Origin of the sequence: Luteimonas sp. MC1895 (assembly GCF_016457215.1) — a bacterium.
In the GTDB taxonomy this organism is placed as follows: Bacteria; Pseudomonadota; Gammaproteobacteria; order Xanthomonadales; family Xanthomonadaceae; genus Luteimonas.
Window position 1 is genome coordinate 330,876 of record NZ_JAEMDY010000001.1, and the last position, 25,122, is coordinate 355,997.

At 73.0% G+C, this 25,122-nt stretch carries 20 protein-coding genes; 7 read left to right on the forward strand and 13 right to left on the reverse strand.

Going from position 1 to position 25,122, the window contains the following annotated elements:
• Positions 1 to 31: 31 nt before the first annotated feature.
• A complete protein-coding gene (pmbA, locus tag JG616_RS01445) occupies positions 32 to 1,402 on the reverse strand; it encodes a metalloprotease PmbA (protein WP_199362186.1) in 1,371 nt (456 codons plus the stop codon).
• Positions 1,403 to 1,452: 50 nt separating this feature from the next.
• Between pmbA and yjgA the strand changes: the two genes are divergently transcribed.
• The gene (gene yjgA / locus JG616_RS01450) at positions 1,453 to 2,019 is read left to right on the forward strand and encodes a ribosome biogenesis factor YjgA (protein ID WP_199391441.1); all 567 of its coding nucleotides are present in this window, start codon (positions 1,453 to 1,455) and stop codon (positions 2,017 to 2,019) included.
• A 157-nt stretch (positions 2,020 to 2,176) separates the two neighbouring features.
• On the opposite strand, the gene tldD is transcribed toward yjgA, so the two are convergent.
• The 4 genes from tldD to JG616_RS01470 all read right to left on the reverse strand — a co-directional run bounded on the left by tldD (position 2,177) and on the right by JG616_RS01470 (position 9,762).
• A complete protein-coding gene (gene tldD / locus JG616_RS01455; RefSeq protein WP_199391442.1) occupies positions 2,177 to 3,619 on the reverse strand; it encodes a metalloprotease TldD in 1,443 nt (480 codons plus the stop codon).
• Positions 3,620 to 3,715: 96 nt separating this feature from the next.
• Positions 3,716 to 7,633, reverse strand: a complete 3,918-nt coding sequence (locus JG616_RS01460; protein ID WP_199391443.1) for a YhdP family protein — start codon at positions 7,631 to 7,633, stop codon at positions 3,716 to 3,718.
• Positions 7,634 to 7,660: 27 nt separating this feature from the next.
• Complete coding sequence (gene rng, locus JG616_RS01465) at positions 7,661 to 9,169, reverse strand: ribonuclease G (protein WP_199391444.1); 1,509 nt, start codon at positions 9,167 to 9,169, stop codon at positions 7,661 to 7,663.
• The gene (locus JG616_RS01470) at positions 9,166 to 9,762 is read right to left on the reverse strand and encodes a Maf family nucleotide pyrophosphatase (protein ID WP_199391445.1); all 597 of its coding nucleotides are present in this window, start codon (positions 9,760 to 9,762) and stop codon (positions 9,166 to 9,168) included. The genes rng and JG616_RS01470 overlap by 4 nt, the downstream gene beginning before the upstream one ends.
• A gap of 121 nt (positions 9,763 to 9,883) precedes the next feature.
• Between JG616_RS01470 and JG616_RS01475 the strand changes: the two genes are divergently transcribed.
• Both JG616_RS01475 and JG616_RS01480 read left to right on the forward strand, forming a co-directional pair.
• Positions 9,884 to 10,627, forward strand: coding sequence for an SIMPL domain-containing protein (locus tag JG616_RS01475; RefSeq protein ID WP_199362192.1), 744 nt, complete (start codon positions 9,884 to 9,886; stop codon positions 10,625 to 10,627).
• Between the two features lie 74 nt (positions 10,628 to 10,701).
• Complete coding sequence (locus JG616_RS01480; RefSeq protein ID WP_199362193.1) at positions 10,702 to 11,415, forward strand: energy transducer TonB; 714 nt, start codon at positions 10,702 to 10,704, stop codon at positions 11,413 to 11,415.
• Positions 11,416 to 11,424: 9 nt separating this feature from the next.
• Here JG616_RS01480 and rlmH read toward each other — a convergent pair whose 3' ends face one another.
• The 6 genes from rlmH to JG616_RS01510 are packed head-to-tail and all read right to left on the reverse strand — an operon-like array spanning position 11,425 to position 17,451.
• The gene (gene rlmH / locus JG616_RS01485; RefSeq protein ID WP_199362194.1) at positions 11,425 to 11,895 is read right to left on the reverse strand and encodes a 23S rRNA (pseudouridine(1915)-N(3))-methyltransferase RlmH; all 471 of its coding nucleotides are present in this window, start codon (positions 11,893 to 11,895) and stop codon (positions 11,425 to 11,427) included.
• A 6-nt stretch (positions 11,896 to 11,901) separates the two neighbouring features.
• Positions 11,902 to 12,351 carry a ribosome silencing factor gene (gene rsfS, locus JG616_RS01490; RefSeq protein WP_199362195.1) on the reverse strand — a complete coding sequence of 150 codons (450 nt, stop codon included), beginning with the start codon at positions 12,349 to 12,351 and terminating at the stop codon, positions 11,902 to 11,904.
• Between the two features lie 29 nt (positions 12,352 to 12,380).
• The gene (gene nadD, locus JG616_RS01495) at positions 12,381 to 13,058 is read right to left on the reverse strand and encodes a nicotinate-nucleotide adenylyltransferase (RefSeq protein ID WP_199391446.1); all 678 of its coding nucleotides are present in this window, start codon (positions 13,056 to 13,058) and stop codon (positions 12,381 to 12,383) included.
• Positions 13,055 to 14,092 carry a DNA polymerase III subunit delta gene (gene holA / locus JG616_RS01500; protein WP_199362197.1) on the reverse strand — a complete coding sequence of 346 codons (1,038 nt, stop codon included), beginning with the start codon at positions 14,090 to 14,092 and terminating at the stop codon, positions 13,055 to 13,057. Before holA ends, nadD begins: the two co-directional genes overlap by 4 nt.
• Positions 14,093 to 14,104: 12 nt before the next feature.
• Positions 14,105 to 14,644, reverse strand: a complete 540-nt coding sequence (gene lptE, locus JG616_RS01505; protein WP_199362198.1) for an LPS assembly lipoprotein LptE — start codon at positions 14,642 to 14,644, stop codon at positions 14,105 to 14,107.
• Between the two features lie 47 nt (positions 14,645 to 14,691).
• Positions 14,692 to 17,451 (reverse strand): class I tRNA ligase family protein, encoded by a 2,760-nt coding sequence (locus JG616_RS01510; RefSeq protein WP_199362199.1) that lies wholly within the window; start codon positions 17,449 to 17,451, stop codon positions 14,692 to 14,694.
• A gap of 96 nt (positions 17,452 to 17,547) precedes the next feature.
• Here JG616_RS01510 and JG616_RS01515 point away from each other — a divergent pair, with 96 nt between their 5' ends.
• Positions 17,548 to 19,278 (forward strand): diguanylate cyclase, encoded by a 1,731-nt coding sequence (locus JG616_RS01515; protein WP_199391447.1) that lies wholly within the window; start codon positions 17,548 to 17,550, stop codon positions 19,276 to 19,278.
• Between the two features lie 7 nt (positions 19,279 to 19,285).
• Here JG616_RS01515 and JG616_RS01520 read toward each other — a convergent pair whose 3' ends face one another.
• Positions 19,286 to 19,873, reverse strand: coding sequence for a DUF998 domain-containing protein (locus tag JG616_RS01520; protein WP_199391448.1), 588 nt, complete (start codon positions 19,871 to 19,873; stop codon positions 19,286 to 19,288).
• Positions 19,874 to 20,015: 142 nt separating this feature from the next.
• Here JG616_RS01520 and trxA point away from each other — a divergent pair, with 142 nt between their 5' ends.
• From trxA to JG616_RS01535, 3 genes are all read left to right on the forward strand, one after another.
• Complete coding sequence (gene trxA / locus JG616_RS01525; protein WP_199362202.1) at positions 20,016 to 20,906, forward strand: thioredoxin; 891 nt, start codon at positions 20,016 to 20,018, stop codon at positions 20,904 to 20,906.
• A 3-nt stretch (positions 20,907 to 20,909) separates the two neighbouring features.
• Positions 20,910 to 21,380 (forward strand): DUF4442 domain-containing protein, encoded by a 471-nt coding sequence (locus JG616_RS01530; RefSeq protein WP_199391449.1) that lies wholly within the window; start codon positions 20,910 to 20,912, stop codon positions 21,378 to 21,380.
• Positions 21,381 to 21,452: 72 nt separating this feature from the next.
• Positions 21,453 to 23,519, forward strand: a complete 2,067-nt coding sequence (locus tag JG616_RS01535; RefSeq protein WP_199391450.1) for a bifunctional serine/threonine-protein kinase/formylglycine-generating enzyme family protein — start codon at positions 21,453 to 21,455, stop codon at positions 23,517 to 23,519.
• Between the two features lie 6 nt (positions 23,520 to 23,525).
• On the opposite strand, the gene JG616_RS01540 is transcribed toward JG616_RS01535, so the two are convergent.
• Entirely contained in the window at positions 23,526 to 24,959 is a 1,434-nt protein-coding gene (locus JG616_RS01540; RefSeq protein ID WP_199391451.1) for a DEAD/DEAH box helicase, read from the reverse strand.
• Between the last annotated feature and the right edge of the window lie 163 nt (positions 24,960 to 25,122).

The window sequence follows — 25,122 nt, forward strand, 5'->3', positions numbered from 1 at the left end:
TATCGCCGCAAATCGTGAAAGTAAAGTCTGATCACCCCACGCCGGCCACGGTCATCGCGCCCACCAGGATCGATCCGGTGCGGATGTGCGAGCGTGGATCGACGTCGCGGCCGACCGCCTCGATCGCCATGAACATGTCGCGCAGGTTGCCGGCAATGGTGATGCCGTCGACCGGATGCACGATCGTGCCGCCCTCGACCAGGAAGCCCGCCGCGCCACGCGAGTAGTCGCCGGTGACGGTGTTGACGCCCTGCCCCATCAGGCTGGTGACGAGCAGGCCACGACCCATGTCGCGCGCCATGTCTTCGAGGCTGCCGGCGTTCGCGGCGACCTCGAGGTTGTGCACGCCACCGGCGTTGGCGGTGGTCTCCAGGCCCAGGCGCCGGGCGCTGTAGCTGCCGAGGACGTAGCGCTGCAGCACGCCGGCCTCCACCAGCGGGGCCTCGCGGGTGGCCACGCCTTCGGCGTCGAAGGCCGCCGAGCGCAGGCCGCGCTGCAGGAACGGACGCTCGTGGATCGCGAACCAGTCCGGGAACAGCCGGGTGCCGGCGGCGTCGACCAGGAAGCTGGCGCCACGGTAGAGCGCGCCGCCCGAGACCGCGCCCAGCAGGTGGCCGATCAGCGAGCGCGCCACCTCGGCCGAGAACAGCACCGGGTAGCGGCCGGTGGCGAGCGGGCGCGGATCGAGCCGCTCGACGGTGCGCCGGGCCGCGCTGCGCCCGATCGCGGCCGCGGGCTCGAGGTCGCCCGGGGCCAGCGCGTAGCTGTACCAGCCGTCCCGCTGCATCGCGTCGCCTTCGCCGGCGATCAGCGCGCACGACAGGCTGTGGTGGCTGGCGCGTTCGGCACCGACGAAGCCGTGCGAGTTGGCATAGACCGACAGCGAGGCGCCGCTGCCCACGCCGGCACCGTCCGAATTCGCGATCAGCGGATCGGCGTCGCGACCGGCCTGCTCGGCGGCAAGCGCCAGCTCGATCGCCTGCCGCGCGTCGATGTCCCAGGGATGCCAGGCGTCGAACTCGCGCGGGTCGCGCGCCATCAGCGAAGCATCGGCCAGGCCCGAGGCGGCATCGTCCTCGGTGTGGCGGGCGATCGCGCAGGCCTGCTCGACGGTGGCGGCCAGGCTCTCCTCGCGCAGGTCGGCGGTGCTGGCGCTGCCCCTGCGCTTGCCGAAGTAGACCGTGACCCCGATCCCGCGGTCGCGGGTCGATTCCACCGACTCGACCTCGCCCATGCGCACGTTGACCTCCAGGCCGCGGTCCTCGCTGCAGGAGACTTCGGCCTGGCTGGCGCCGGCGGCGCGGCAGCGCTCCAGCAGCTGGCCGGCGATGCCTTCCAGCCGCGCCAGGCGCTCGCGGCTGTCGTCGTGGAGGGCGCGGTCTGCGGTGATGGCGGTGGTCAATGCCTTATCCTTCGGGGTTCTTGAATGATTGAACGGGCGGCTGGGACGACATGCGTGGCAAGGACGACGATACCGGCGACTTCCTCGGACCCAGCCGCAGCGCCCAGCGCCGCGAAGCGCTGGACGTGCTGGAGCTGGCCCGGCAGCTGGTCGAACTCGACCCGGGCCGGCTGGCGAAGCTGCCACTGGGCGAGCATCTGCTGCCCTTCATCGCCCAGGCGCGCCGCATCACCTCCAACATCGCGCGCAAGCGCGAGATCGCCTTTCTCGCCAAGCAGCTGCGGCGCGAGGACGAGGAGGCGCTGGACGCGCTGCGTGACGCGCTCGACACCGACGGCGAAGCCGCACGCCTGGACACCGCGCGCCTGCACCGCGCCGAGGCCTGGCGCGAGCGCCTGCTGGGCGAGGACGGCAGCGACGCACTGTCGGCGCTGATCGACGAATTCCCCGCCGCCGACAGCCAGCGCATCCGCCAGCTGGTGCGCAACACCCTGGCCGAACGCAAGGCCGGCAAGCCGCCGCGCGCCTTCCGCGAGCTGTACCGCGAAGTGCGCGTGCTGCTGGAGTCGGACGGCACCCAGCACGACGGCGACGACGCCGAAGACCCCTCCCTGTAGGAGCGGCTACAGCCGCAATCGCGTCGCCGCTTCGCCTGCACCGCAGGCTTCGCGCGCATCGCGGCTGTAGCCGCTCCTGCAGGGTATTGGCGCGTTGCTGCCATCGCGGCTGTAGCCGCTCCTACAGGGATGTGGCGCGGTTGGGGAACGCTCGGCATCAGGCGCGGGTGCCGCCAACGGTGATGCCGTCGATCAGCAGCGAGGGCTGGCCCACGCCCACCGGCACGCTCTGGCCGTCCTTGCCGCAGGTGCCGACGCCGTCGTCGAGCGCCATGTCGTGGCCGACCATGCGCACCTTCTGCATCGTCTCGGGGCCGTTGCCGATCAGGGTCGCGCCCTTCACCGGCGCGGTGACCTTGCCGTCTTCGATCAGATAGGCCTCGGTCGCCGAGAACACGTACTTGCCGCTGGTGATGTCGACCTGGCCGCCGCCGAAGTTGACCGCGTACAGGCCCTTCTTCACCGAGCGGATCATGTCGGCGGGATCGTCCTGCCCGGCGCGCATGTAGGTGTTGGTCATGCGCGGCATCACCAGGTGCGCGAAGGATTCGCGGCGGCCGTTGCCGGTCGGCGCCACGCCCATCAGGCGCGCGTTGAGCGTGTCCTGCATGTAGCCGGTGAGCACGCCGTCCTCGATCAGCGTGGTGCACTGCGTGGGTGTGCCCTCGTCGTCGACGTTGAGCGAGCCGCGGCGGTTGTCGAGGGTGCCGTCGTCGACGATGGTCACGCCCGGTGCGGCCACGCGCTGGCCCATGCGGCCGGCGTAGGTGCTGGTGCCCTTGCGGTTGAAGTCGCCCTCAAGGCCATGGCCGACCGCTTCATGCAGCAGCACGCCGGGCCAGCCGCTGCCGAGCACGACCGGCATCACTCCGGCCGGCGCATCGATGGCTTCGAGGTTGAGCAGGGCCTGGCGCAGCGCCTCGCGCGCGAAGTGCTCCGGGCGGCCGTCGCCGAGCAGCGCTGCGTAGCCGTGCCGGCCGCCGTAGCCGGCGGAGCCGGTCTCGCGCCGCCCGCCCTGCTCCACGATCACCTGGATGTTGAGCCGCACCAGCGGCCGCACGTCGCCGGCGACCACGCCGTCGGAACGCGCCACCAGCATCGTGTCGACACCGCCCGACAGGCCCACCATCACCTGCTTCACCCGCGGGTCGGCGGCGCGCAGCAGGCGGTCGACGCGCCGCAGGGCCTCGACCTTGGCGTCGTTGGCCATGCCGTCGATCGGATCTTCGGCCGGGTACAGCGTGCGCGCGCCGGCCGGCACCAGCGCCTGCACGCGGTGCTCGCTGCCGCTGCGCGCGATCGCCCGCGCCGATCCGGCCGCGGCCAGCAGCGACTGCGCATCGATGTCGTCGGCATAGGCGAAGCCGGTCTTTTCGCCGCTGATCGCGCGCACGCCCACGCCCTGCTCGATCGAGTGCGCGCCGTCACGCACGATGCCGTCCTCGACCGTCCAGCTTTCGCGCCGCGCGTGCTGGAAATAGAGGTCGCCGAAGTCGATGCCCGGGCCCAGCAGGGTGCCGAACGCGCGCTCCAACCCCGACACGTCCAGGCCCGCGGGCAGCAGCAAGCGTGACTGGGCGATCTCGAGGGCTTGGGTCATGAGGGGGTCCGGCTGCGAAGGGTCAAGGTGAGAGGTGCGGGCATGTCGTCGGTGCTTCAAGGCGGGTCGCGCCGCCGCAGGGCGCGGGCGACCCCTTCACGGTACGGGCTTCGCCGAGGTGTCCGGAGGCGTGGCGTCCGCAGGCGCGGCGTCCTTGCCTTCCACCACCACCTTCGGGTCCTTCCACGGACCGGTGACATGGTAGGTCCGCGCACCCATGCGCCCGAGCGGCTTCTCGAACACCGCATTGGCCACCGCGCCGACCGCCGCCCCGACCGGGCCCGCGGTGAGCGCGCCCACCGCGGTCAGCAGGCCGCCCGTGCGCGGCTGCACCTCGATCACCTGGTCGTACGTCTGCGCGCGCAGGTTGGCGCTGCCGCCGATGTGGATCTCGGCCGCGGCGCCGTCGATCACCAGCGATTCGCTGCGCGCAAGGCCGTCGGCGAAGCGCACCGTGCCGTCGATGCGGTTGAAGGCGAAGCCGCGCGAGAAGAAGTCGCGGAAATCCAGCATGAGCCTGCGCGGCAGCTCGGCCACGCTGAGCAGGCCGAGGAAACGCCCGGCCCCCGGTTCGACCTCGACCAGCTGGCCGTCCTTGACCACCAGCGCCAGGCTGCCCTCCAGCTCGCCCAGCCGGAAGCCGGCCGGCGATCCCGGCCAGCTGGCGTCGAAGCGCGCCGTGCCGTCGCCGCCCTTGAGGCGACCACCCAGGCCGAGGCCGCCGAGCAGCGCGCCGAAGTCGCCGCTGTCCACCGCCACCTGCATCCGCGTCCGCGCGCCGGCGCCGCGTCCGGTCCACGCCCCCTCGACGTCGATGGACTGCCGCGGCGCGCGCAGCCGGAAGGTGTCCACCTGCAGCCCGCCGGCCGCGGGCCGGGTACGCAGCTCGACGCGTCCGAGGGGCGAGTCCGCCACGCGCAGGTCGTCGACGACGATGTCCAGGGGCGGGATCGCCGCCGGGTCGATGTCGGCGTCGGCGTCGGCGGGCACGTTGGCGGCCGTGCCGGACGCCGCGCGCGCATCGCTGGCCGGACCATGTCCCCCCGACGTACCCGGGCGCTCGCCAGACGGGCCGGTGCCAGCTGCGCTGCGCCAGTGCAGGCGCTCGACGCGCGCGGAAACCGTGGCGCCGTCCGCCTCCGGAATCGACGCCGTCCCGGCCAGCGCCGGGCCGTCGAAGCGGATGCGCGTGAGCCCACGCTCGGGTCGCGCGACCACCCTGGTGGCGGGGAAGGTGCCGCCGAGGAGCTGCAGGCGATCGGCCAGCAGGTCGATGCCCTGCAGCGCGAGGCCTTGGCCGTCGCCCGCCGCGTCGCCGCCGCCGAACAGGCCGGCCCAGGCGACGGCGTCCAGCACCGGCGTGCGTCCGGTGATGCGGATGCCCGCGTCCGGGGGCGCGGCGTCGACGCGGTCGCGCCCAAGGACGGCCAGGACGCCCGTCCGTCCGCCGCGGCTGCGGGCACGCAGCGCGACGCGGCCGCCCAGCACCACGTCGACGTCGTCCTCGCCCAGCGGCAGCTTGAGGTCGATGCGCGCCGGCAGCGCCTCGGCCGCCGGCTTGCCCAGCGGCTCCGGCAGCGACAGCCGCGTGCCGACCAGGTTGGAGCGCAGCTGCAGCTGCCCGCCCGCACCGTCGCCTCCCGCATCCGCCGGCAGCCCCAGCGCCAGGGTCCAGTCCGAGCGACCGTCCAGGCGCGCGCCCAGCCACGCCAGCTGCGGCGCGCGCGCGGCGAGTTCGGACGAGTCCAGGCTGGCCTGCAGCTCGGCCTCGAAGCCCATGGCGGGCGACTGCACATGCCCCTCGCCCGCGCGCAGCGACAGCACCCCCGGCTGGCCGTCGCGGCGCACGCGCAGCCCGCGCGCGCTGAAGCCGGCCTGGTCGTAGCGGGCTTCGCCGCGCACGTCATCGAAGGCCAGGTCCCAGCGCGTCTCGGCCAGGCGCGCACCGGCCAGCGCGACCCGGCCGCGGATGCGCGGGCCGTCGCCCGCGTCGCCGTTGCCGAGCGGCAGCACCAGGCCGAAGCTCGCGCGCAGCGGACCCGTGGCCGACAACGCGTCGAAGATCTCCTCGCGGCCCTCGCGCAGGGGGCTGGCCTGCAGCAGGGCCAGCACCGGAGCCGCATCGGCGGCGAACTCCGCGTCGACCCGCAGCGGCTGGTCACCGAAGTCCGCGATGCCCGCGCGCAGCGAGGCCACCGGCACCTGGCCCAGGCGGGCCCGCCCGTCCAGGCTGAAGCCGGCGGCAACGAAGTCGATCCGGCCATCCAGCGCGGTGGCGGCCGGCCACTCCGGATCGAACAGCACTTCCGCGTCCTCGAGCCGCGCCGAGGCATGGAACAGCCCTGCTCCGGCCGTTCCGCCGGCCGCCTCGAACGGCCAGTCGTCGAGGTCGCCCGAGACCACCGCGCGCCCGTCCAGGACCCGTCCGCCGACCAGCGCGGTATCCAGCCAGTGGACCGCCGCAGGGGACATCAGGTGGCGGATCCAGAACCGGCGGGCCACCGGCACCTGCGCCTCGTCGACGTCGGCGGCCAGGTCGATCGCCGGCCGCGTGCCGTCGCCCTGGAACACCAGGCCGCCGCGCACCGCCGCGCCATAGCCCTGGCCGTCGACGCGCAGCGCCGGGGTCCGCACCTGCCAGCCGTCGCCATCGCGCCACGCCGTCACGTCGCCGCGAAGCCGGATCTCGTACGCCGGGGGACCGAAGCCGGAGGGCCAGTCGAACACGACCGGCGCAGCGGGATCGGGCGTGAACACCAGGCCCGCGGCGTCGCCTTGGAGATGTCCGGACAGGCCGGCGAGTCCCGGCGCGTCGCCGACCGCGGCGAAGCCCAGGCCCTCGACCCGCGCGCGCGCCCGCAGCGCCCCGCCTGCGTCACCGACGACCTCCACCGCGTGCAGCACGCCGCCGGCGCGCGCCTCGGCCAGCCACGTGGCCAGCCGCTCCGGCACGCCGGGGACCAGCGGCGCGAGGGCCAGCAGCGCACCGGCATCGATCCGGTCGGCCAGCAGCGCGCGGCGGGCACCGCCGGCAAGCAGCAGTCCGTCCAGGACCTGGGCCTCCGGGCTGGCGCCCAGGCGCAGGCGCGGCGCATCGAAGCGCCAGCCGTCGTCCAGCGCCGTCCAGCGCGCCTGGACCGCGACCTCGCCCAGCGCGACCTCGCGCGCGCCCGGACCATCGCCGCCACCCTGCAGCCGAAGGCCCTCGAGTTCGCTGCGCACGTCCACGCTGGCCACCCGATAGCCGCGCAGGTCGGCCCAGGCCTCGACCCGGCCCGTACCCGCCGCCGCAGCGATGCCGCCCGCCCGCAGGGCCGTCCACGCCGAAAGATCGGCCCGGCGCAGCGCCAGCCAGGCCTGCGCGTCGCCGCTGCCGCGGTCGAGTTCGGCGGTGATGTCCAGCGGCGAGACGCCGGGAACCATCCACGCACGCGCCGCCGCGCGCACCCGGTCGCCGTCCACGCGCAGGCGCAGGTCGACCTCGTCCAGGCGCGCCTGCAGGCCCAGCGCCGGAACGTCCACCACCAGCACGCCGTCGATGACCTGCAGTTCGCCCAGGCCCTCCAGCGCGGCGAACGGGTCGCCGCCCGACTGCGCCTGGCCCGGCAATCCGCGCACCTGCCAGCGCCCGTCGTCGTCGCGCTCCAGGGTCAGCTCGAGGCCGCGCAGGCGCAGCTCGGTGAACGAGCGCCCCGGCAGCAGGCCGGCGTACTGCGCCACCAGGATCTCGGCTTCACCGATGGCGATGGCATGGTCGCCCTCGCCGATGCGCAGCCCGTCGACGCGCAGCAGCGGGCCGCGCCGGGTCCACTGGGTCTCGAGGTGGTCGAAGGCCACCGGCCTCCCGGCGCGCTGGCCCAGCCAGTCGGCGACCCGGTCGGGGTGGCGCTCGGCCAGCGGCAGCAGCTGGCTGGTGATGCCCGCGCCCAGCGCCATCAGCACCAGGCCGATGGCGACCGCGTACCAGGCGCCGCGCCGCGCACGGCGCAGGGCGCGGCGCAGCGTGCCCGCCATCAGCGGTCCGCGCGCCGTGCGCGAGGCTCAGAGCAGGACGACATCGAACTGTTCCTGCAGGTACTGCGCGTCGGCCTGGAAGCGGATCGTCTTGCCGAGGAACTCCTCCAGCTCGGCCACCGCCGCCGATTCCTCCTCGGTGATGCGCGCCACCACCTTGGGCGAGGCGATCACCAGCAGGCGCTCGGCGTCGAACTGGCGCACCGCGCGCACCACTTCGCGGAACACCTCGTAGGTGACGGTCTCGGCGGTCTTGAGCATGCCGCGGCCGCCGCACTCGTGGCAGGTTTCGCTGAGCTGGCGCTCCAGGCTCTCGACGGTGCGCTTGCGGGTCATCTCCACCAGGCCCAGCGGCGAGAAGTCGTAGACCGTGGTCTTGGCGTGGTCGCGCGCCAGCGACTTCTCCAGCGTCCGCAGCACCTGGCGACGGTGCTCCGGATCGGTCATGTCGATGAAGTCGATGATGATGATGCCGCCGAGGTTGCGCAGCCGGAGCTGGCGCGCGACCGCCTGCGAGGCCTCGAGGTTGGTGCGGTACACGGTTTCCTCGAGGTTGCGCTGGCCGAGGAAGGAGCCGGTGTTGACGTCGACCGTGGTCATGGCCTCGGTCTGGTCGATCACCAGGTACCCGCCGGACTTCAGCGGTACTTCCTTCTCGAGCGCGCGACCGATCTCGTCCTCCACGCCGTAGAGGTCGAACACCGGGCGCGATCCGGTGTAGTGCTCGATCTTCTCGTCCAGGCCCGGCATGTACTGCGCGGCGAAGGTCTTCAGGCGGTCGCAGGTCTCGCGCGAATCGACCTTGACCTTCTCCACGTCGCGACGCATCAGGTCGCGCACCGCCCGCATCGGCAGGGTCAGGTCCTCGTAGACGCAGCTGCCCACGCGGGCGGACGCGACGCTGCGCTCGACCAGCGCCCAGGCCCGCGCCAGGTAGGCGACGTCCTCGGCCAGGGCTTCGGCCGGCTGGCCTTCGGCGTTGGTGCGCACGATGTAGCCGTGGCCGTTGGCCAGCGCCAGGTCGCCGACCAGGGCCTTGAGGCGCGCGCGCTCGGCCTCGTCCTCGATGCGCGCGGAGACGCCGATCACCTTCGACTGCGGCAGCAGCACCAGGTAGCGCGAAGGAATGCTGATCTGGGTGGTCAGGCGCGCGCCCTTGGTGCCGATCGGATCCTTGACCACCTGGACCACCACTTCCTGGCCGTCGCGCAGCAGTTCGCCGATCGGCGGCGTCGACTGCGGCTGGGGCGGCGGCGCGGGCGCACGCGGCGCACCGGGCTCCTCGACCGCGAGGTCTTCGGCGCGCCCCGGCCGCAGCACGTCGTTGGCATGCAGGAAGGCCGCGCGCTCGAGGCCGAGGTCGACGAAGGCCGCCTGCATGCCCGGCATGACGCGCTGCACCTTGCCCTTGTAGATGTTGCCGACCACCCCGCGGCTCCAGCCCCGCTCGATGTGCAGCTCCTGGAGCATGCCGTTCTCGACCACGGCCACGCGGGTCTCGCGCGGGGTGACGTTGACCAGGATCTCCTCGCTCATGCGCCGCCGTCCGCGCGCGGCGTGCGCGCCTGCAGGCCGAAGCCGCGCAGGAGCTCCGCCGTCTCGTGCAGCGGCAGGCCCATCACGCCCGAATAGCTGCCCGCCAGGCGGCGGATGAAGCGTTCGGCGCCGCCCTGGATCGCATAGGCGCCGGCACGGCCCATGGGTTCGCCGCTGCCGACGTACTCGGCGATGTCGGCATCGGACAGGGTGGCGAACGTCACTTCGCTCTCCACCAGGGTCGAAGCCTCGCATCCGGCCGAGACCAGCGACACGGCCGTCAGCACGCGATGGCTGCGGCCGGAGAGCCGGCGCAGCATGCCTTCGGCATCGGCGGCGTCGGCGGGCTTGCCGAAGACCTCGTCGCCCAGGACCACTTCGGTGTCCGAACCCAGGACGACCGCGCCGGGCACCGCGACCACGCGCAGCAGGCCGGCGCCGGCCTTCTCGCGCGCCACGCGCGCGACATAGCCGTCAGGGGACTCGCCCGGCGCGCGCTGCTCCGCGACTTCGACGTCGAGCACGCCGAAGTCGAGGCCGAGGCGCGCCAGCAGCTCGCGGCGGCGCGGGGATTTCGAGGCAAGGTGGAGCATCGTCGAAGGATACCGTGCCGGCGCGGGGCCGACCGTGCGCCCCGGCATCAACCCCGCTGCGGCTCACGACCCGTTCACTCCACCGGCACAACCCTTCCCCTGACCGTTTCCGGAGACCAAGATGATCCCCAGCCTGCAGCGCACGGCGTCCGTCGCCGCCCTCTCCCTCCTCATCGCCTTCGGGAGCCCCGCCTTGACCGCACACGCGCAGACCCCCGCCACCGCAGGCGCCACCGACGGGACGCTGCTCTCGGTCTCGGCCACCGGCGAAGCCAGCCGCGCGCCGGACGTGGCCACCGCATCGGCCGGCGTGGTGACCCAAGCTGCGGACGCCAGTGCCGCCATGCGCGCGAACGCCGCGCAGATGACCAGGGTGATCGCGGCCATCCGCGCCGCGGGCGTGGCCGAACGCGACATCCAGACCTCGGGCATCAGCATCCATCCGAATTACCGCCACGTGGAGAACGAGGAGCCGCGCATCTCCGGCTACAACGCCAGCAACTCGGTGAACCTCAAGGTGCGCGACATCGCGAAGCTCGGCGAGGTGCTGGATGCGCTCGTGGCCAGCGGCGCCAACAACGTCAATGGCCCGAGCTTCGGCATCGACCAGCCCGAGGCGGTCTATGACGAGGCGCGGCGCAAGGCGCTCGAGCAGGCGCGCGGCCGTGCCGACATGTACGCCGAGGCCCTGGGCCTGCGCGTGCGCCGGATCGTGAGCATCAGCGAAGGCGGCCGGCTGCAGACGCCGCAGCCGATGTACGCGATGCGCGCGATGGCCATGGATGCCGAGGCGTCGACCCCGGTCGCCGCTGGCGAGAACACCCTGGTGGCCAACCTGGAGATCGTGTTCGAACTGGGGCGCTGACAACCCCGCGGCCGGCGGCCGCGCGTTGGCATCCCCGCACCCCGGCAAGACGCCGGCAAACGAGGAGGTGGTCCATGGTCCTGCAGCACGCGCTCGGCAGTCCGCTCCCCGCCCTGTCCACCCGCCACGCCGCGGACGATCCACGCCGGCCCGATCCGGTTCGCATCGTCGGCATCGCCGGCGCCCTGCTCCTCAACGGTGCCGCGCTGATGCTGATGCTGGCGCCGCTCGGCCGCCCGGACACGGCTCCGGCACCGCCAAAGAGCCTGCAGGGCGAGTGGTTCGAGCCGAGGCCGCTGCCGCCGCCCCCTCCGCCCGAGCTCGTGCCGGTTCAGCCCGCGGTGACGCCACCGGCACCGGCTGCCCAGGCACGACGCGTGGTCGTTCCGGCGCCGACCGTCGCGGCCCCGCCGCTGGTCGACGGCGGCACCCTCCCGGCGGAGCCGTCGCCGGCGATGGACACCGGAATGGTCGACGTGGGCACCCGGCCCGAGGCGGGGCCGGTCACCGGCATGCAACTGGCGTATGCCGAGGCCAGCGCGCCGCCCTATCCGCGGGACGCGCTCCGCGCAGGCCACCAGGGCACGGTGGTGCTGAAGGTGCTGGTTGGCGTCGATGGACGGCCGCTGGAGGTCAGCGTCGAGAGCGGCAGCGGCTACCGCGCGCTCGACGAAGCGGCCCGTCGCCACGTGCTGCGCCACTGGCGCTTCCAGCCGGCCGTCCGCGACGGTCGGCCGGTGCAGGCCATCGGCGTGGTGCCGGTCGAGTTCCGCCTCGACCGCGGCTGAGCGGCGCGCTCAGGCGCGGTGGTAGGGGTGGTTGGCGAGCAGCGCCGCGGCGCGGTACAGCTGCTCGGCCAACACCAGCCGCACCAGCATGTGCGGCAGCGTGAGCGGGCCCAGCGACCAGGTCTCGTCGGCGCGGGCCAACACCTCGTCGGCGTGGCCCTCGGGCCCGCCGACCAGGAAGGCCAGGTCGCGTCCCTGGCCACGCCAGTGTTCCAGGCGGGTGGACAGCGCCTCTGAATCCCAGGCCCGCCCACGACCGTCCAGCGCCACGACGTGGACGTCGCGCGGCAGGGCGGCCAGCACGCGCTGGCCTTCGTCGTGTGTCGCACGGGCGGCGTCGCGACCCTTGCCGCGCAGGCCCGGCGTGACTTCCACCAGTTCCAGCGGCAGCCAGTGCGACAGCCGCTTGCGGTATTCGGCGAAGCCTTCGGCCACCCAGGCCGGCGGGCGTTCGCCGACGGCCACCAGGCGAGCCTTCATCGCGCCTCAGCCGGCGTCGCGGTTCGCGTCGTCGCTGTCGCCGCGGCGATACCCGCCGCCGTCATCGTGGTCACCGGGCGGCTGGTCGCCCACCGTCCACAGCCGCTCCAGCGCATAGAACTCGCGCACGCGCGGCAGCATGACGTGGACCACGACGTCGCCCAGGTCGACCAGCACCCATTCGGCCTCGCGCTCGCCTTCGACGCCCAGCGGCTGGCAGTCGAGGCGCTTGGCGAACTTCACCACCTCGTCGGCGATCGACTTCACGTGGCGCGTCGAGGTGCCCGAGGCGACCACCATGAAATCGCAGACGCTGGTCTTGCCGCGGACGTCGATCTCGGCGACGTCGACCGCCTTGATCTCGGCCACGGCCTCGAGGACGGTGGAAAGCAGCACGTCGACCGACGGCGGCGGGCTGGGCAGGCTGGTCTTGATGACTTGGGCTTGGCTGGACAAAGGCTGTGGCTCGTTGGCGTGAGGCGGGATTATAGCGAAGGGCCCGTCGCGGCCCTGTATCCGTACAGCCGGTGTTCGCGCACGAAACCGGCCACGGGGGCCGGCAGCAGGGATTCCCAGTCGCCGCCTTCGGCGATCCTGCGGCGCACCTCGGTCGAGGATTCGTGGCGCAGGCGCGGCAGCTCGAGCACGGCGAAGCCGCCCGCGGGCGTGTCGGCCAACGCTTCGGCGGGCCGGCGGCGGCTGCCGATCTCGCAGGCGACGGCCGGCGCGCGCGCGGCGATGTCCTCCGGCCCCAGCGGCGAGCCAGGGCGGGCGACCGCCAGCACGTGGCCGTGCGCGAACAGCTCGCGCCAGCGGTACCAGGCGTCGAGCTGGAGCAGCGAATCACCGCCGACCACCCAGGCGACCGGCCGATGGGGGCCCTGGCGGGCGCGGACCATGCGCAGGGTATCGATGGTGTACGACGGTCCATCGCGCTCGAATTCCAGCGGATCGATGCACAGGCCGGGCTCGCCGGCGATCGCCAGCTCGAGCATGCGCCCGCGCCGGGCGGCGCCGGCGTGGGTGGCGTCCTTGTGCGGCGGATCGGCCGCCGGCACCAGCGCGACCTCGGCCGCGAGCGCGTCGCGGACCGTCCGCGCCACGGCCAGGTGTCCCAGGTGGACCGGATCGAAGCTGCCGCCGTAGCAGGCGAGCAGGCTCACGCCGCCAGCAGGGCGACCGCGCGCGGGTCGGCCACGGCGAGCAGCAGGCGCTCCAGCAGCAGCCACTCGTCGCCCGCGCCGCGGCCCTTGGCGACGCGGTCGACCTCGCCTGCCACGGCCACGAAGCGCTCCCAGCGCGCCGCCGGATGGCGCTCCAGCGCGCGGCGATAGGCCGCCTCCTTGGCATCCCAGATGCGCTGGGCCTTGAATTCCGCGCCCAGGTTGCCGCCGCGGGCCTTGACCCGCGCAAGCGCGGCCGTGCGCTGCAGCTCCATCACCACCATGCCCATGAGGGCCGGCACCGCCTCGCCCTCGGCACGCAGCCCGGCGAGCATGCGCACCGCCTGGGCGCCCTGGCCGTTGAGCGCGGCATCGACCAGGCGGAACACGTCGTAACGCGCGGCGTCGGCAACCAGCGCCTGCATCCGCGCGGCGTCCAGGGTCCCGTCGGGCGCGAGCAGCGCCAGCTTGTCGATCTCCTGCGCGGCGGCGAGCAGGTTGCCTTCCACCCGCTCCACCAGCAGCTGCACGGCGGCCGTATCGGCGCGCACGCCGCGCCGGCGCAGCCGCGCCTCCACCCAGACCTGCAGCTCGTGGGGCTTGACCGGCCAGGCCACGGCGATGGCCCCGGCGCCGGCGATCGCCTCGCTCCACTTGCCACCGTGCTTGCGGCTCCATTCGCCGCCGGTGACCAGCAGGCAGGTGTCCGGCGGCGGCTGGGCGCAGTAGCCGGCGATCACCTCCGCGCCCTGCTTGCCCGGCTTGGCCGTGGGCAGGCGGACCTCGATCAGCCGCCGCGCCGAAAACAGGCTGGGCGCGCGCAGGCTGGCCTCGAGGCCATCCCAGTCGACGTCCCGGCCTTCGACCTCGAACACCTCGCGTTCGGCATAACCCTGCCCGCGCGCCGCGGCACGGATGGCATCCGCGCATTCCAGCACCCGCAGCATCTCGGCGCCGGCCACCAGGTACACCGGCGACAGCGGTCCGCGCGACAGCCCGGAGGCCAGCTGTTCGGGCGTCAGCTCACGGGCCATCGGCCGCGCGGCTCAGTCGTCGCTGGCGGCGGGGCCGGCGTCGCGCATGCGCGCCCGGTTCACCGCGTCGATCCGGCGCAGCACCGAGGCGGCCATCTCGCGCTGGAGCTCGCGCGAGAGCATCTCGCGCTCGCTCTCCGAGCCGGTGGAGTTCTCGGGCAGCGAGACGTACTCGCGCGACAGCTCGATCACCTGCTCCGGCACCAGCTCGTCGCCATTGGCGTCCTGGACCGAGAACACCGCCGCATAGCGCAGGGTGAACTCCTGGGCGCGGCCGAACTGGTCGACGCTGATCGCCTGCGAATCCCAGCCTTCGGAATGGATCCGGAGCACGCCGGTGCCCTGCGCCACGCCGTCCTTGACCTCGAGGCCGGCGTGTTCCAGCGAGCGCGTCAGCGCCTGGGCCAGCGCGCTGTAGGGGTCGGCGGCGACCACGCGGACACCGTCGAGGCCCGGCGGGAGCTGGAGCGGCTCGCGAAGGTGGAAACCGCAGGCCGAAAGGGCCAGCAGCATCAGCGCCGGGAGGACGATGCGGAGACGGGGTGCGGTCATCGCGCGAGTCTGGACGAGGCCGTCGCGTCCGGCAAGGCGGCGGCGCTTCATCCGGCCACCACGTTGACGATCTTGCCGGGGACCACGATGACCTTGCGCACCGTCAGGCCCTCGAGCACCCGCGCGACTCCCGGCTCGGCGAGCGCCGCGGCCTCGACCGCCTCGCGCGGCGCATCCGCGGCGGCCTCGATGGTGCCGCGCAGCTTGCCGTTGACCTGCACCGCCAGGGTCACCGCGTCGCGCACCAGCGCGCCCGGATCGACGGACGGGAAGGCGACGTCGTCGACCACCTGCTCGGCGTGGCCCAGCGCCTGCCACAGCGCGTGGCAGGTGTGCGGGGTGACCGGATTGAGCATCAGCACCATCGCCTCGAGCACCTCGTGGCGCACCGCGCGCCCGGCCTCGCTGGCGTCGTCGAACTTCGCGACGTGGTTCAACAGTTCCATCAGCGCGGCGATGGCGGTGTTGAAGCTGTGCCGGCGCCCGTAGTCGTCGCCGACCTTCTGGATGGTCTCGTGGAGCTGGCGTCGCAGCGTCCGCTGCGGGATCGACAGCGTGGCGACGTCGATGGCCGGCCGGCCACCCGTGTCCAGCGAGCGCCCATGCTCGTGCACCAGGCGCCAGAAGCGGCGCAGGAAGCGCGCCATGCCCTCGACCCCGGCCTCGTTCCACTCCAGCGACAGTGTCGGCGGAGAGGCGAACATCGAGAACAGGCGCACGGTGTCCGCGCCGTAGCGGTCCACCATGGCCTGCGGGTCGACGCCGTTGTTCTTCGACTTGGACATCTTTTCCGTGCCGCCGACCTTCACCGGCTGTCCGTCGGATGCCAGGTGCGCGCCGGTGATGCGGCCGCGCTCGTCGCGCTCGACTTCGACCTCGGCGGGATTGAACCACTCGCGCGCGCCGTTGCCGTCCTCGCGGTAATAGGTGTCGGCCACGACCATGCCCTGAGTCAGCAGGTTGACGGCCGGCTCGTCGCTGTCGACCAGCCCCTGGTCGCGCAGGAGCTTGTGGTAGAAGCGGAAATACAGCAGGTGCAGGATCGCGTGCTCGATGCCGCCGATGTACTGGTCGACCGGCGTCCAGTGCTTCGCCCGGCCGTCGACCATGTCGGCGGCGCCCGGCGAGGTGTAGCGCGCGTAGTACCAGCTCGACTCCATGAAGGTGTCGAAGGTGTCGGTCTCGCGCTCGGCCGCGCCGCCGCACTGCGGACAGGTCGTCCGGCGCCACTCGGGATCGGCCTTGATCGGCGACTGCACCACGCCGGAGGCGAAGGCGTCGGCCACGTCCTCGGGCAGCACCACCGGCAGCTGGTCCTCGGGCACCGGCAGCGCGCCGCAGGCGGCGCAGTAGATGACCGGAATCGGGCAGCCCCAGTAGCGCTGGCGGCTGACGCCCCAGTCGCGCAGGCGGAAGTTGACCTTGCGCGCGCCGATGCCCTCGCCTTCCAGCCGCGCGGCCAGGGCGTCGAACGCGGCGTCGTAGTCGAGGCCGTTGTATTCGCCGGAGTTGATCAGGAAGCCGCGTTCGGTATGGGCCTCGCGCTGCTCGATGCCGTCGAGGTAGCCGCGCACCACCGCGACGGCGGCCGCGGTGTCATAGGCATCGACGCTGCCGCCGGCCAGCGCGGCCTGGAACGGGTCCGCGTCGTGGGCGACGTCGCCGATCACCTCGGCCAGCGCATCGCGCACCGCGGGCGGGACGATCACCGGCCGCACCGGCAGGCCGTGCGCCTTGGCGAACTCCCAGTCGCGCTGGTCGTGCGCCGGCACCGCCATCACCGCGCCGGTGCCGTAGCCCATCAGCACGAAGTTGGCGACGTAGACCGGCAGGTCCTCGCCGGTGAGCGGATGGATCGCCCACAGGCCGGTGGCCATGCCGCGCTTCTCCTGCGTCTCCAGCTCGGCCTCGGACACACCGCCCTGGCGCAGCCCGGCGATGAACGCCGCCAGCTTCATGTCTTCCTGTGCGGCCTTCAGCGCCAGCGGGTGCTCGGCGGCGATGCTGAGGAAAGTCACGCCCATCAGCGTGTCCGGGCGCGTGGTGTAGACCGACAGCGGCGCGTCCTCGCCATCGACCCGGAAGCGGATCTCCAGGCCCTCGCTGCGGCCGATCCAGTTGCGCTGCATGGTCTTGACCGGTTCCGGCCAGCCGGGCAGCGCGTCCAGGCCGTCGACCAGCTCCTGGGCGTAATCGGTGATGCGCAGGAACCACTGCGGGATCTCGCGCTTCTCCACCAGCGCCCCGGAGCGCCAGCCGCGGCCGTCGATGACCTGTTCGTTGGCCAGCACGGTCTGGTCCACCGGATCCCAGTTCACCACCGCGTTGCGGCGGTAGGCCAGGCCCTTCTTCATCAGCCGGGTGAACATGCGCTGTTCGTGGACGTAGTAGTCCGGGCTGCAGGTGGCGAACTCGCGCGACCAGTCGATGCCGTAGCCCAGCATCTTCAGCTGGCCACGCATGTGCTCGATGTTGGCGTACGTCCACTTCGCCGGCGCCGTGCGGTTCCGGATCGCCGCGTTCTCGGCCGGCAGCCCGAAGGCGTCCCAGCCCATCGGCTGCAGCACGTTGTGGCCGGTCATGCGCTTGTGGCGGCTGATGACGTCGCCGATGGTGTAGTTGCGCACGTGCCCCATGTGCAGCGCGCCCGACGGGTACGGCAGCATCGACAGGCAGAAAAACTTCGGCCTGGACGGATCCTCGACGACTTCCCAGGCCCGGGACCGGTCCCAGTAGCCCTGGGCCGCGCCCTCCACGTCGGCGGGTCGGTAGGAGGTCGTTTCGGGCGCTGCGCTGGGGTCGGACACGTCGTGGTTGCCGCGGAAAGTGGGCTGCCAAGCCTACCGCAGTGGCGCCGGCAGCCGCCACGCGGCGCCCACGCCGGCCTGCCCTATCATGGCGGCATGACGTCGACGTCCCGGCTCCGCCCCTATCGCCTGGCCGCCGCCGTGGCGGCGCTGTTGCTGCTGGTGGCGGTGGCCGCGGTGACCGTCTTCGGCGTCCGCCTGCTCACCGAAAGCAACCGCTGGGTCGAGCACAGCCATCGCGTGATCGGGCAGCTCGAAAGCAGCCAGTGGCTGCTGGCAGCCACCCAGGCCGCCGGCCGCGGCTACCGGCTCACCGGGCACCCGTCGCTGCGCAGCGAGTTCGACCGCGCGGGTCCGCAGGCCGTGGCCGCCGCGCGCGAGCTGGCCCGGATCACCCGCGACAACCCCGCGCAGCACGCGCGGGCCAAGGTCCTGCTGCAGCAGTCGACCGAGCAGGTCCGGCGGATGCAGGAACTGGCCGACATCCAGGATCGCGACGGTCCGCAGGCCGCCGTCGCGGCCATGCGGGTCAACGAGATGGTCGAGCGCATGCACGGCGTCAACGCCGCGAGCGAAGCGCTGCGCGCGGAGGAGCTGCGCCTGCTCGAGGAGCGACGGGCCACCAACGCGCGCCACTCGAACCTGCTGCTCGGGTTCGTGCTGCTGAGCCTGGCGATCTCGCTGGCGACGTTCTGGACCCTGCTGGTGAGCCTGTCGCGCGAGAACTCGCGCAATCGCAAGCTGGAGCGCGAGACCCGCGGTGCGCTGGATGACCTGAAGCGCGCCCAGACCATGACCGAACGCCTGTCGGCGCAGCGCTGGGCGCTGAGCGAGTACACCGGGATGCTGCAGAGCGCGCAGAACCTCGACGAGGCGATGGAGCTCACCTCGCGCACCTTCGAACGCCTGCTGCCCCACCTCGGCGGCCAGTGCTACCTGGGGCGCGGGTCGCGCGACCTGCTCGAGAGCCGCTCCAGCTTCGGCCGACCGGCGATCGCCAGCGCCGACGTGCTCGCGCCGGCCGAGTGCTGGGCGCTGCGCCGCGGCCAGCCGCACCACAACCAGGCCGGCGCCGGCGTGCGCTGCGCCCACGTCGACCATGGTGCCTCGATGGCCGGGCTGTCCACCCTGTGCATCCCGCTTTCGGCGCAGGGCGAAACGCTGGGCATGCTCCACGCCAGCGGCCCCGCCGACGGCGGAGAAGGCGACAACGACGCGGTGATCATCGAGCTGCTGGGCGAACAGCTCGCGCTCGCCATCGCCAACCTGCGATTGCGCGAGACGCTGCGCCAGCAGTCGCTGCGCGACCCGCTGACCGGCCTTTTCAACCGGCGCTACTTCGAGGAAAGCCTGCGCCGCGAGATGCTGCGCTGCGAGCGGCGGCGCCTGCCGCTGGCGCTGACGGTGATCGACATCGACCAGTTCAAGTCCTTCAACGACAACCAGGGCCACAGCGCCGGCGACGCCGTGCTGGCCCAGGTCGGCCGCTGCATCGCCTCGCTGGTGCGCGCGGAGGACATGGCCTGCCGCTACGGTGGCGAGGAGTTCACCATCGTCATGCCCGAAACCGAGCTCGAAAGCGCGCTGGCGCGCGCCGAAGCGATCCGCCGGGCGGTGTCGCAGCAGACCATCTCGCACAACGGACGCACGCTGGGCCCGGTCACGGTTTCGATGGGCGTGGCGGTCTTCCCGCAGGACGGCGTGACCCCGGAGCTGCTGTTCGAGGTGGCGGACGCGGCGCTTTACCGCGCCAAGGCGGAAGGCCGCGACCGCGTGCTGCACGCCGACGCCGATGCCGACGCCAACGCGGGCGTGCCCGCCCGCTGAGCCGCGTTCACCCGGTCGCGGGCGCTCCGGACCGGCCCGTCCAGGCCACCCACGCGAGCCACGCGAACCACGCCGCAAAGGCCAGGCGCTGCGCCAGCGCCACCGGCACCAGCTCGGCCGCCAGCCAGCCCAGGGCGAACACCAGCAGGCCAGCGCCCAGGTGCGCGAGCGCCGCAGCCACGCGTCGGTGGCGCGCCGCGGCAGCAGCCAGCGCGAACGTTGACGCCGCGAAGGCGAGGCCCCACAGCGCCCACGCCACCCCGTGCAGGCGCCCGCGTCCCGCGTCCGGCGCCGATGCGTCCAGCGGCAGCAGGCCCTGTGCTGCAAAGGCGAGCGCCGCCAGCAGGGCCAGGCTCCAGCCCATGCGCTCGGCGTAGCTTCCGCCGAGCACGAGCCGTGCGCGCAGCTGCAGCGCGACGAAGGCCGCGAGCAGCCCCGGCAGCAGATAGGCCAGCACATTGAATGCACTGGCGCGGGGCACCCCCGACGCGCCCAGCAGCGCGACCGGCCAGGCGCGGTGGTCGTAGCCTTCGAGCGCGGCACCGAAACCCGCGAGCGCGCCGGCGAAGCACAGCGCCGCGGCGACGCCCGCCACGCGCACCGCCCTGTCCCGTCCCCCCGGAGATGTTCCTGCCATGCGCCGCCACGTCCCGGGGAAAGCGCGCATCCTGGCCCCGCCGGCTTGCAAACGGCAAGCACTGGCACAATCTCATGCTTCCCGCATACCGGATCGCGCAATGTCCTCCACGCACGCCACGACCCATGTCTTCGACGCCACCGCCGACACCTTCGAGGCCGACGTCCTCGACCGCTCGATGCAGGTGCCGGTCCTGATCGATTTCTGGGCCGAATGGTGCGGACCCTGCAAGACCGTCGGCCCGATCCTCGAGAAGCTGGCGGCCGACTACAACGGTGCCTTCGTGCTCGCCAAGATCGACGTCGACCGCGAACAGCAGCTCGCCGGCGCGTTCCAGATCCGCTCGATCCCGACCATCATCCTGGTCAAGGACGGGCAGCCGGTGGACGGCTTTCCCGGCGCGATGCCCGAGGGCCAGCTGCGCGAGTTCCTGGCCGGCCACGGCATCGTCCCGGCCGATGCGCCGGCGGCCATCGAAGAGGCTGCGGCGCCGGACGCCGACGCTGCCGCGCCGGTGGATCCGCAGGCCGAAGTCGCCCGCCTGCGCGACGTGATCGCGGCCGCGCCGGAAGACGATGCGCTGCGGCTCGACCTGGCGGTCGCCCTGCTCGCCATCGGCGAGACCACCGAGGCCGGTGCGCTGCTGGATGCCCTGCCCGCCAACCTCGCCACCGACGACCGCGCGCTGCGTGCCCGCGCCGCCCTCGGCTTCGCGGCGCTGCTGGGCGACGCGCCGCAGGCCCCGGCCCTCGAAGCCACGCTCGCCGCGGACCCGGCCGACCTGCGCGCGCGCCACCTGCTGGGCGCCCGGCACATGGTCGAGGGCCACCACGAGGCGGCGCTGGAGCAGTTCATGGAGATGCTGCGCCAGGACCGTGGCTACCAGGACGGCCTGCCGCGCAAGGCGCTGATCGAGGCCTTCCGGGTGATCGAGGACGCGGACCTGGTGTCGCGCTACCGCAGGCAGATGTCGGCGCTGCTGCTGTCCTGACCGGTGCGCGCCTCGATCCTGCGCCACGGCATGAACGCGTGGCCGCCGTTCCTGTTCGCCGGCATCCACATCACCGCACTGTCCGACGACTTCCGCCATGCCCGCGTGGAATTGCGCCGGCGCTGGTACAACCGCAACTACGTCGGCACCCACTTCGGCGGCAGCCTGTTCGCCATGACCGATCCGTTCTGGATGCTGCTGACGATGCGGGCGCTGGGCCGCGACTACTACGTCTGGGACCAGGCCGCGGAGATCCGTTTCCTCAAACCGGGCCGCGGAACCGTGCACGCGCGCTTCGACCTCGATGACGGCGTACTCGATGCCATCCGCGCGGCCACGGCGGACGGCACCAAGCACCTGCACTGGTTCGAGACTCCGATCGTAGACGACGCCGGCGAGACGGTCGCCGCCGTGCGCAAGCAGGTCTACGTGCGCCGCAAGCCCGCGGCGCGCGACGGAAGCGCCGGCGCGTGACGGACGTCGCAACCGCCTTCATCACATCCCTGCACGGGAGGGCTATCCTCCCTTGCGCCTAGGGGGGCCGGCATGACGCACGACAATCCAAGCAGCACCGCCGAGCCGATGCCGGAGATCCGCGGCTACCGGCTGACGCGCGTCGTCGGCATCGGCGGCATGTCCACCATCTATCTCGGCGAGCAGCTCTCGCTCGGCCGCGAAGTCGCGATCAAGGTGATGCTGCCCGAAGCCCTGTCCGACGAGGTCAGCCGCCGGCGCTTCGAGAACGAGGCGCGCACCGTTGCCCGCCTCGACCATCCCAACATCGTCGGCATCCACGACGTCGGCCGCACCCGCGACGGCCTGCCCTACTACGCGATGCCCTACCTGCCGCGCGGCCACCTCGCCCAGCGCGACCTGCGCGGCGACGAACAGGCGGTGCGCGGCATCCTGCGCAGCCTGCTCTCCGCGCTGCAGTACGCACACGCGCGCGGCATCGTGCACCGCGACGTCAAGGCGGAGAACGTGCTGTTCGACGACGGCGGCCGGCCGCTCCTGGCCGACTTCGGCATCGCGCTGCGTCGCGGCTACGGGTCGCGCGTGACCACCGCCGGCCTGGCGGTCGGCAGCACCGCGTACATGCCGCCGGAACAGGCCCGCGGCGAAGGCGTCGACGCGCGCGCCGACCTGTACAGCGTGGGCGTGCTGGCCTGGGAAATGCTGGTCGGCTCGTTGCCGTACAACGCCGCCGACGCGCTGTCGATGGCGGTAATGCACGTCCAGGACCCGATCCCGCGCCTGCCCGCCGGGCTGCGCCACTGGCAGCCCTTCATCGACCGCGCGCTGGCCAAGTCGCCGGCCCGGCGCTTCGCCGATGCGGCGCAGATGCTCGACGCACTGGAGCACGTGCCGGCCCGCGCCCACGGCGGGCTGCGTGGCGTCCTTGACGGCCTGGGCGGGCGCATGCGCGCGGTCCCCCCCACCGGCTGGGCAGCCGTGGGCGTGCTCGCGGCGGGCACGATCGCCGCCGGCATGTGGCTGGACGGTCGCGACGCCTCGCATGCCTTCTACCGCGCGTCCGATGGCGCCGGCCAGCCCGCGCTGGTGGCACCCGGCGACGCGAGCGGCTCGCTGCTGTCGCCGCAGGCCGCGACGCCGGGCAGCCCGGACGATGCGATGCTGCGCGCCGCGCCGGCTTCGGACGCCGAACGCTGGCTGGTGAGCGCCGAGCGCCAGCTGGCCGCCGGACGGCTGACCGCGCCCGCCGGCGACAACGCCTATACCAGCCTGCTCAACGCCTGGCAGGCCGACGCCGGCCACCTGCGGCTGGGACCGGCGATCGACGCACTCATCAAGGCCCTGGGTGCCACCGCCGAACGCGCGTTCGCCCGCGGCGAGACCGACGCCGCGCGCACCGCGGTCATGCAGGCCAGCCAGCTGGCATCGCGCACCTCGCGCGCCGACGGCGACGCGTTGCGCGGCGCGATGGCCGGCGTGGGCAAGGTGGTGGCGACGCAGGTGGAGCGCGCCGCCGCGAAGTACGACCGCGCCGAAGCGCTGGACGCGGTCGAGGCTGGCAAGCGCATGGGTCTGGATGCGGCGATGCTCGCCAAGCTGGATCGTCGCGCACGCACCATTCCCCTCCCCGGCGAGCGCCTCGGCGGAAACGGCGTGGACATGGTCCTGGTGCAGCAGGGCGGGATGCGCCTGGGCACGATGCGGCGGCTGGTCAGCCGGAACGAATTCGCGGCCTTTGCCGATGCGACCGGGCGCGAGCCGGCCCGCTGCCGCGAGCGCGCGTCGCTGCTGCGCGTGGTCGCGCCGCGGAACTGGCGCAGCCCGGGCTTCGAGCAGAAGGGTGGCGACCCGGTGGTCTGCGTGTCATGGGACGACGCGCGCGCCTATGCCCAGTGGCTGGGCCAGCGCGAGGGCCAGGTCTATCGCCTGGCCACGTCCTCGGAATGGGCACGCCTGCCCTCGTCGAGCGGCGCGCGCCGCCTTGCCGAATGGAACGTCGACTGCAGCGGCAACTGCGAGCTGCGCGTCGCCCACGGCAGCAGCTGGCGCGACGACTCCGCCGCGCCAGCTGCCCGTGAAGCCGACCGCGGCTTCGACGACGTCGGCTTCCGCCTGGTCCGCGACCTGGCCGCGGACTGACCGGCCTCAGGCGGACGAGCCGCCCTGGCTGCCGCGACGGCCACGGCCGCCACGGCTGCGCTCACTGGCCGCCTTGGGGCCCGCATGCGCCTGCGCAGCCGTCGGCTGCACCTTGCCGTGGCCACCCTGGCGATGCGCAGGCCGGGCGGGTGCCCGGCTGGGACGCTGCTCGCCGGCACGCTGGTCGCCCGACGCCTGCGGCGGACCGCGGCGCTGGCCACCCGCACGCTGGCCGGCCGGACGCTGCCCGCGCCCACCCTGCGGCGGCATCGGCGCATCCAGGCGGATCGGGCGGCTCGGCTCGTAGCCGGGCACCACGTCCATGCGGATCTCGCCCTTGAGCATCTTCTGGATCTGGTTGAGCAGCGCGCCCTCTTCCGGTGACACCAGCGACAGCGCCTCGCCCGTCGCGCCGGCGCGGCCGGTGCGACCGATCCGGTGCACGTAGTCCTCGGCCACCATCGGCAGGTCGTGGTTGATCACCAGCGGCAGGTTCGGGATGTCGAGCCCGCGGGCGGCGACGTCGGTCGCGACCAGGATCCGGGCGCGCCCGGACTTGAACGCGTCCAGCGCCTTCTGCCGCTGCGCCTGGCTCTTGTTGCCATGGATCGCCACCGCCGGCAGGCCGGACTTCTCGAGCTGCTCGGCCAGGCGGTTGCAGCCGTGCTTGGTCTTGCCGAACACCAGCACCTGGTCGGTGTGGCGCTTGGACAGGATGTCGACCAGCAGGTCGCGCTTGCTGGCCGAATCGACCGGATGCGCACGGTGCACGATGGTCTCGGCGATGGTGTTCTGCGCCGCCACCTCGACCTGCTTCGGCGACTGCATGTAATCCAGCGCCAGCGCCTTGATGCGCGACTCGAACGTGGCCGAGAACAGCAGCGTCTGGCGCGACTTCGGCACCCGGCCCATGATCCGCTTCATCTGCGGCAGGAAGCCCATGTCGAGCATGCGGTCGGCCTCGTCGAGCACCAGCACCTCGACCGCGTCGAGCTTGGCGTGGCCGGCGTCCATGTGGTCGATCAGGCGACCCGGGCAGGCGACGAGGATGTCGACGCCGCGGCGCAGGTTGTCGATCTGCGGCTGCATGCCGGCGCCGCCGAAGATGGTGGTGACGTTCAGGCGCAGGTGGCGGCCGTACTCCTTCAGGCTGTCGGCGACCTGCACCGCCAGCTCGCGGGTCGGCACCAGCACCAGGGCGCGCGGCTTGCGCGGGCCCTTGGGCGGGGTTTCCTTCGACAGGCGCTGCAGCATCGGCATGCCGAAGGCGGCGGTCTTGCCGGTGCCGGTCTGGGCGGCGCCCAGCACGTCATGGCCGGCCAGGATCAGCGGGATGGCCTGTTCCTGGATCGGGGTGGGAACGGTGTAGCCGCTCGTTTCGAGCGTGCGCAGCAGCGCGGACGAGAGCCCGAGGGCCTCGAAGGTCCGGGTATCGGACATGGATTGAACTCCTGGTTCGCAGCTTGCCCGGCGCTTTCCGTGAACCGCGCGGCGGGCAATGGATTAGACGGCTGCCGGAGATGTCCGGGCCGTGTCTGCGCGACGAGAGACGTGCGGGAGTTAAAGAGCCGGGGCGCCTTGCGGGCCGCGGCTGGGCAATGAC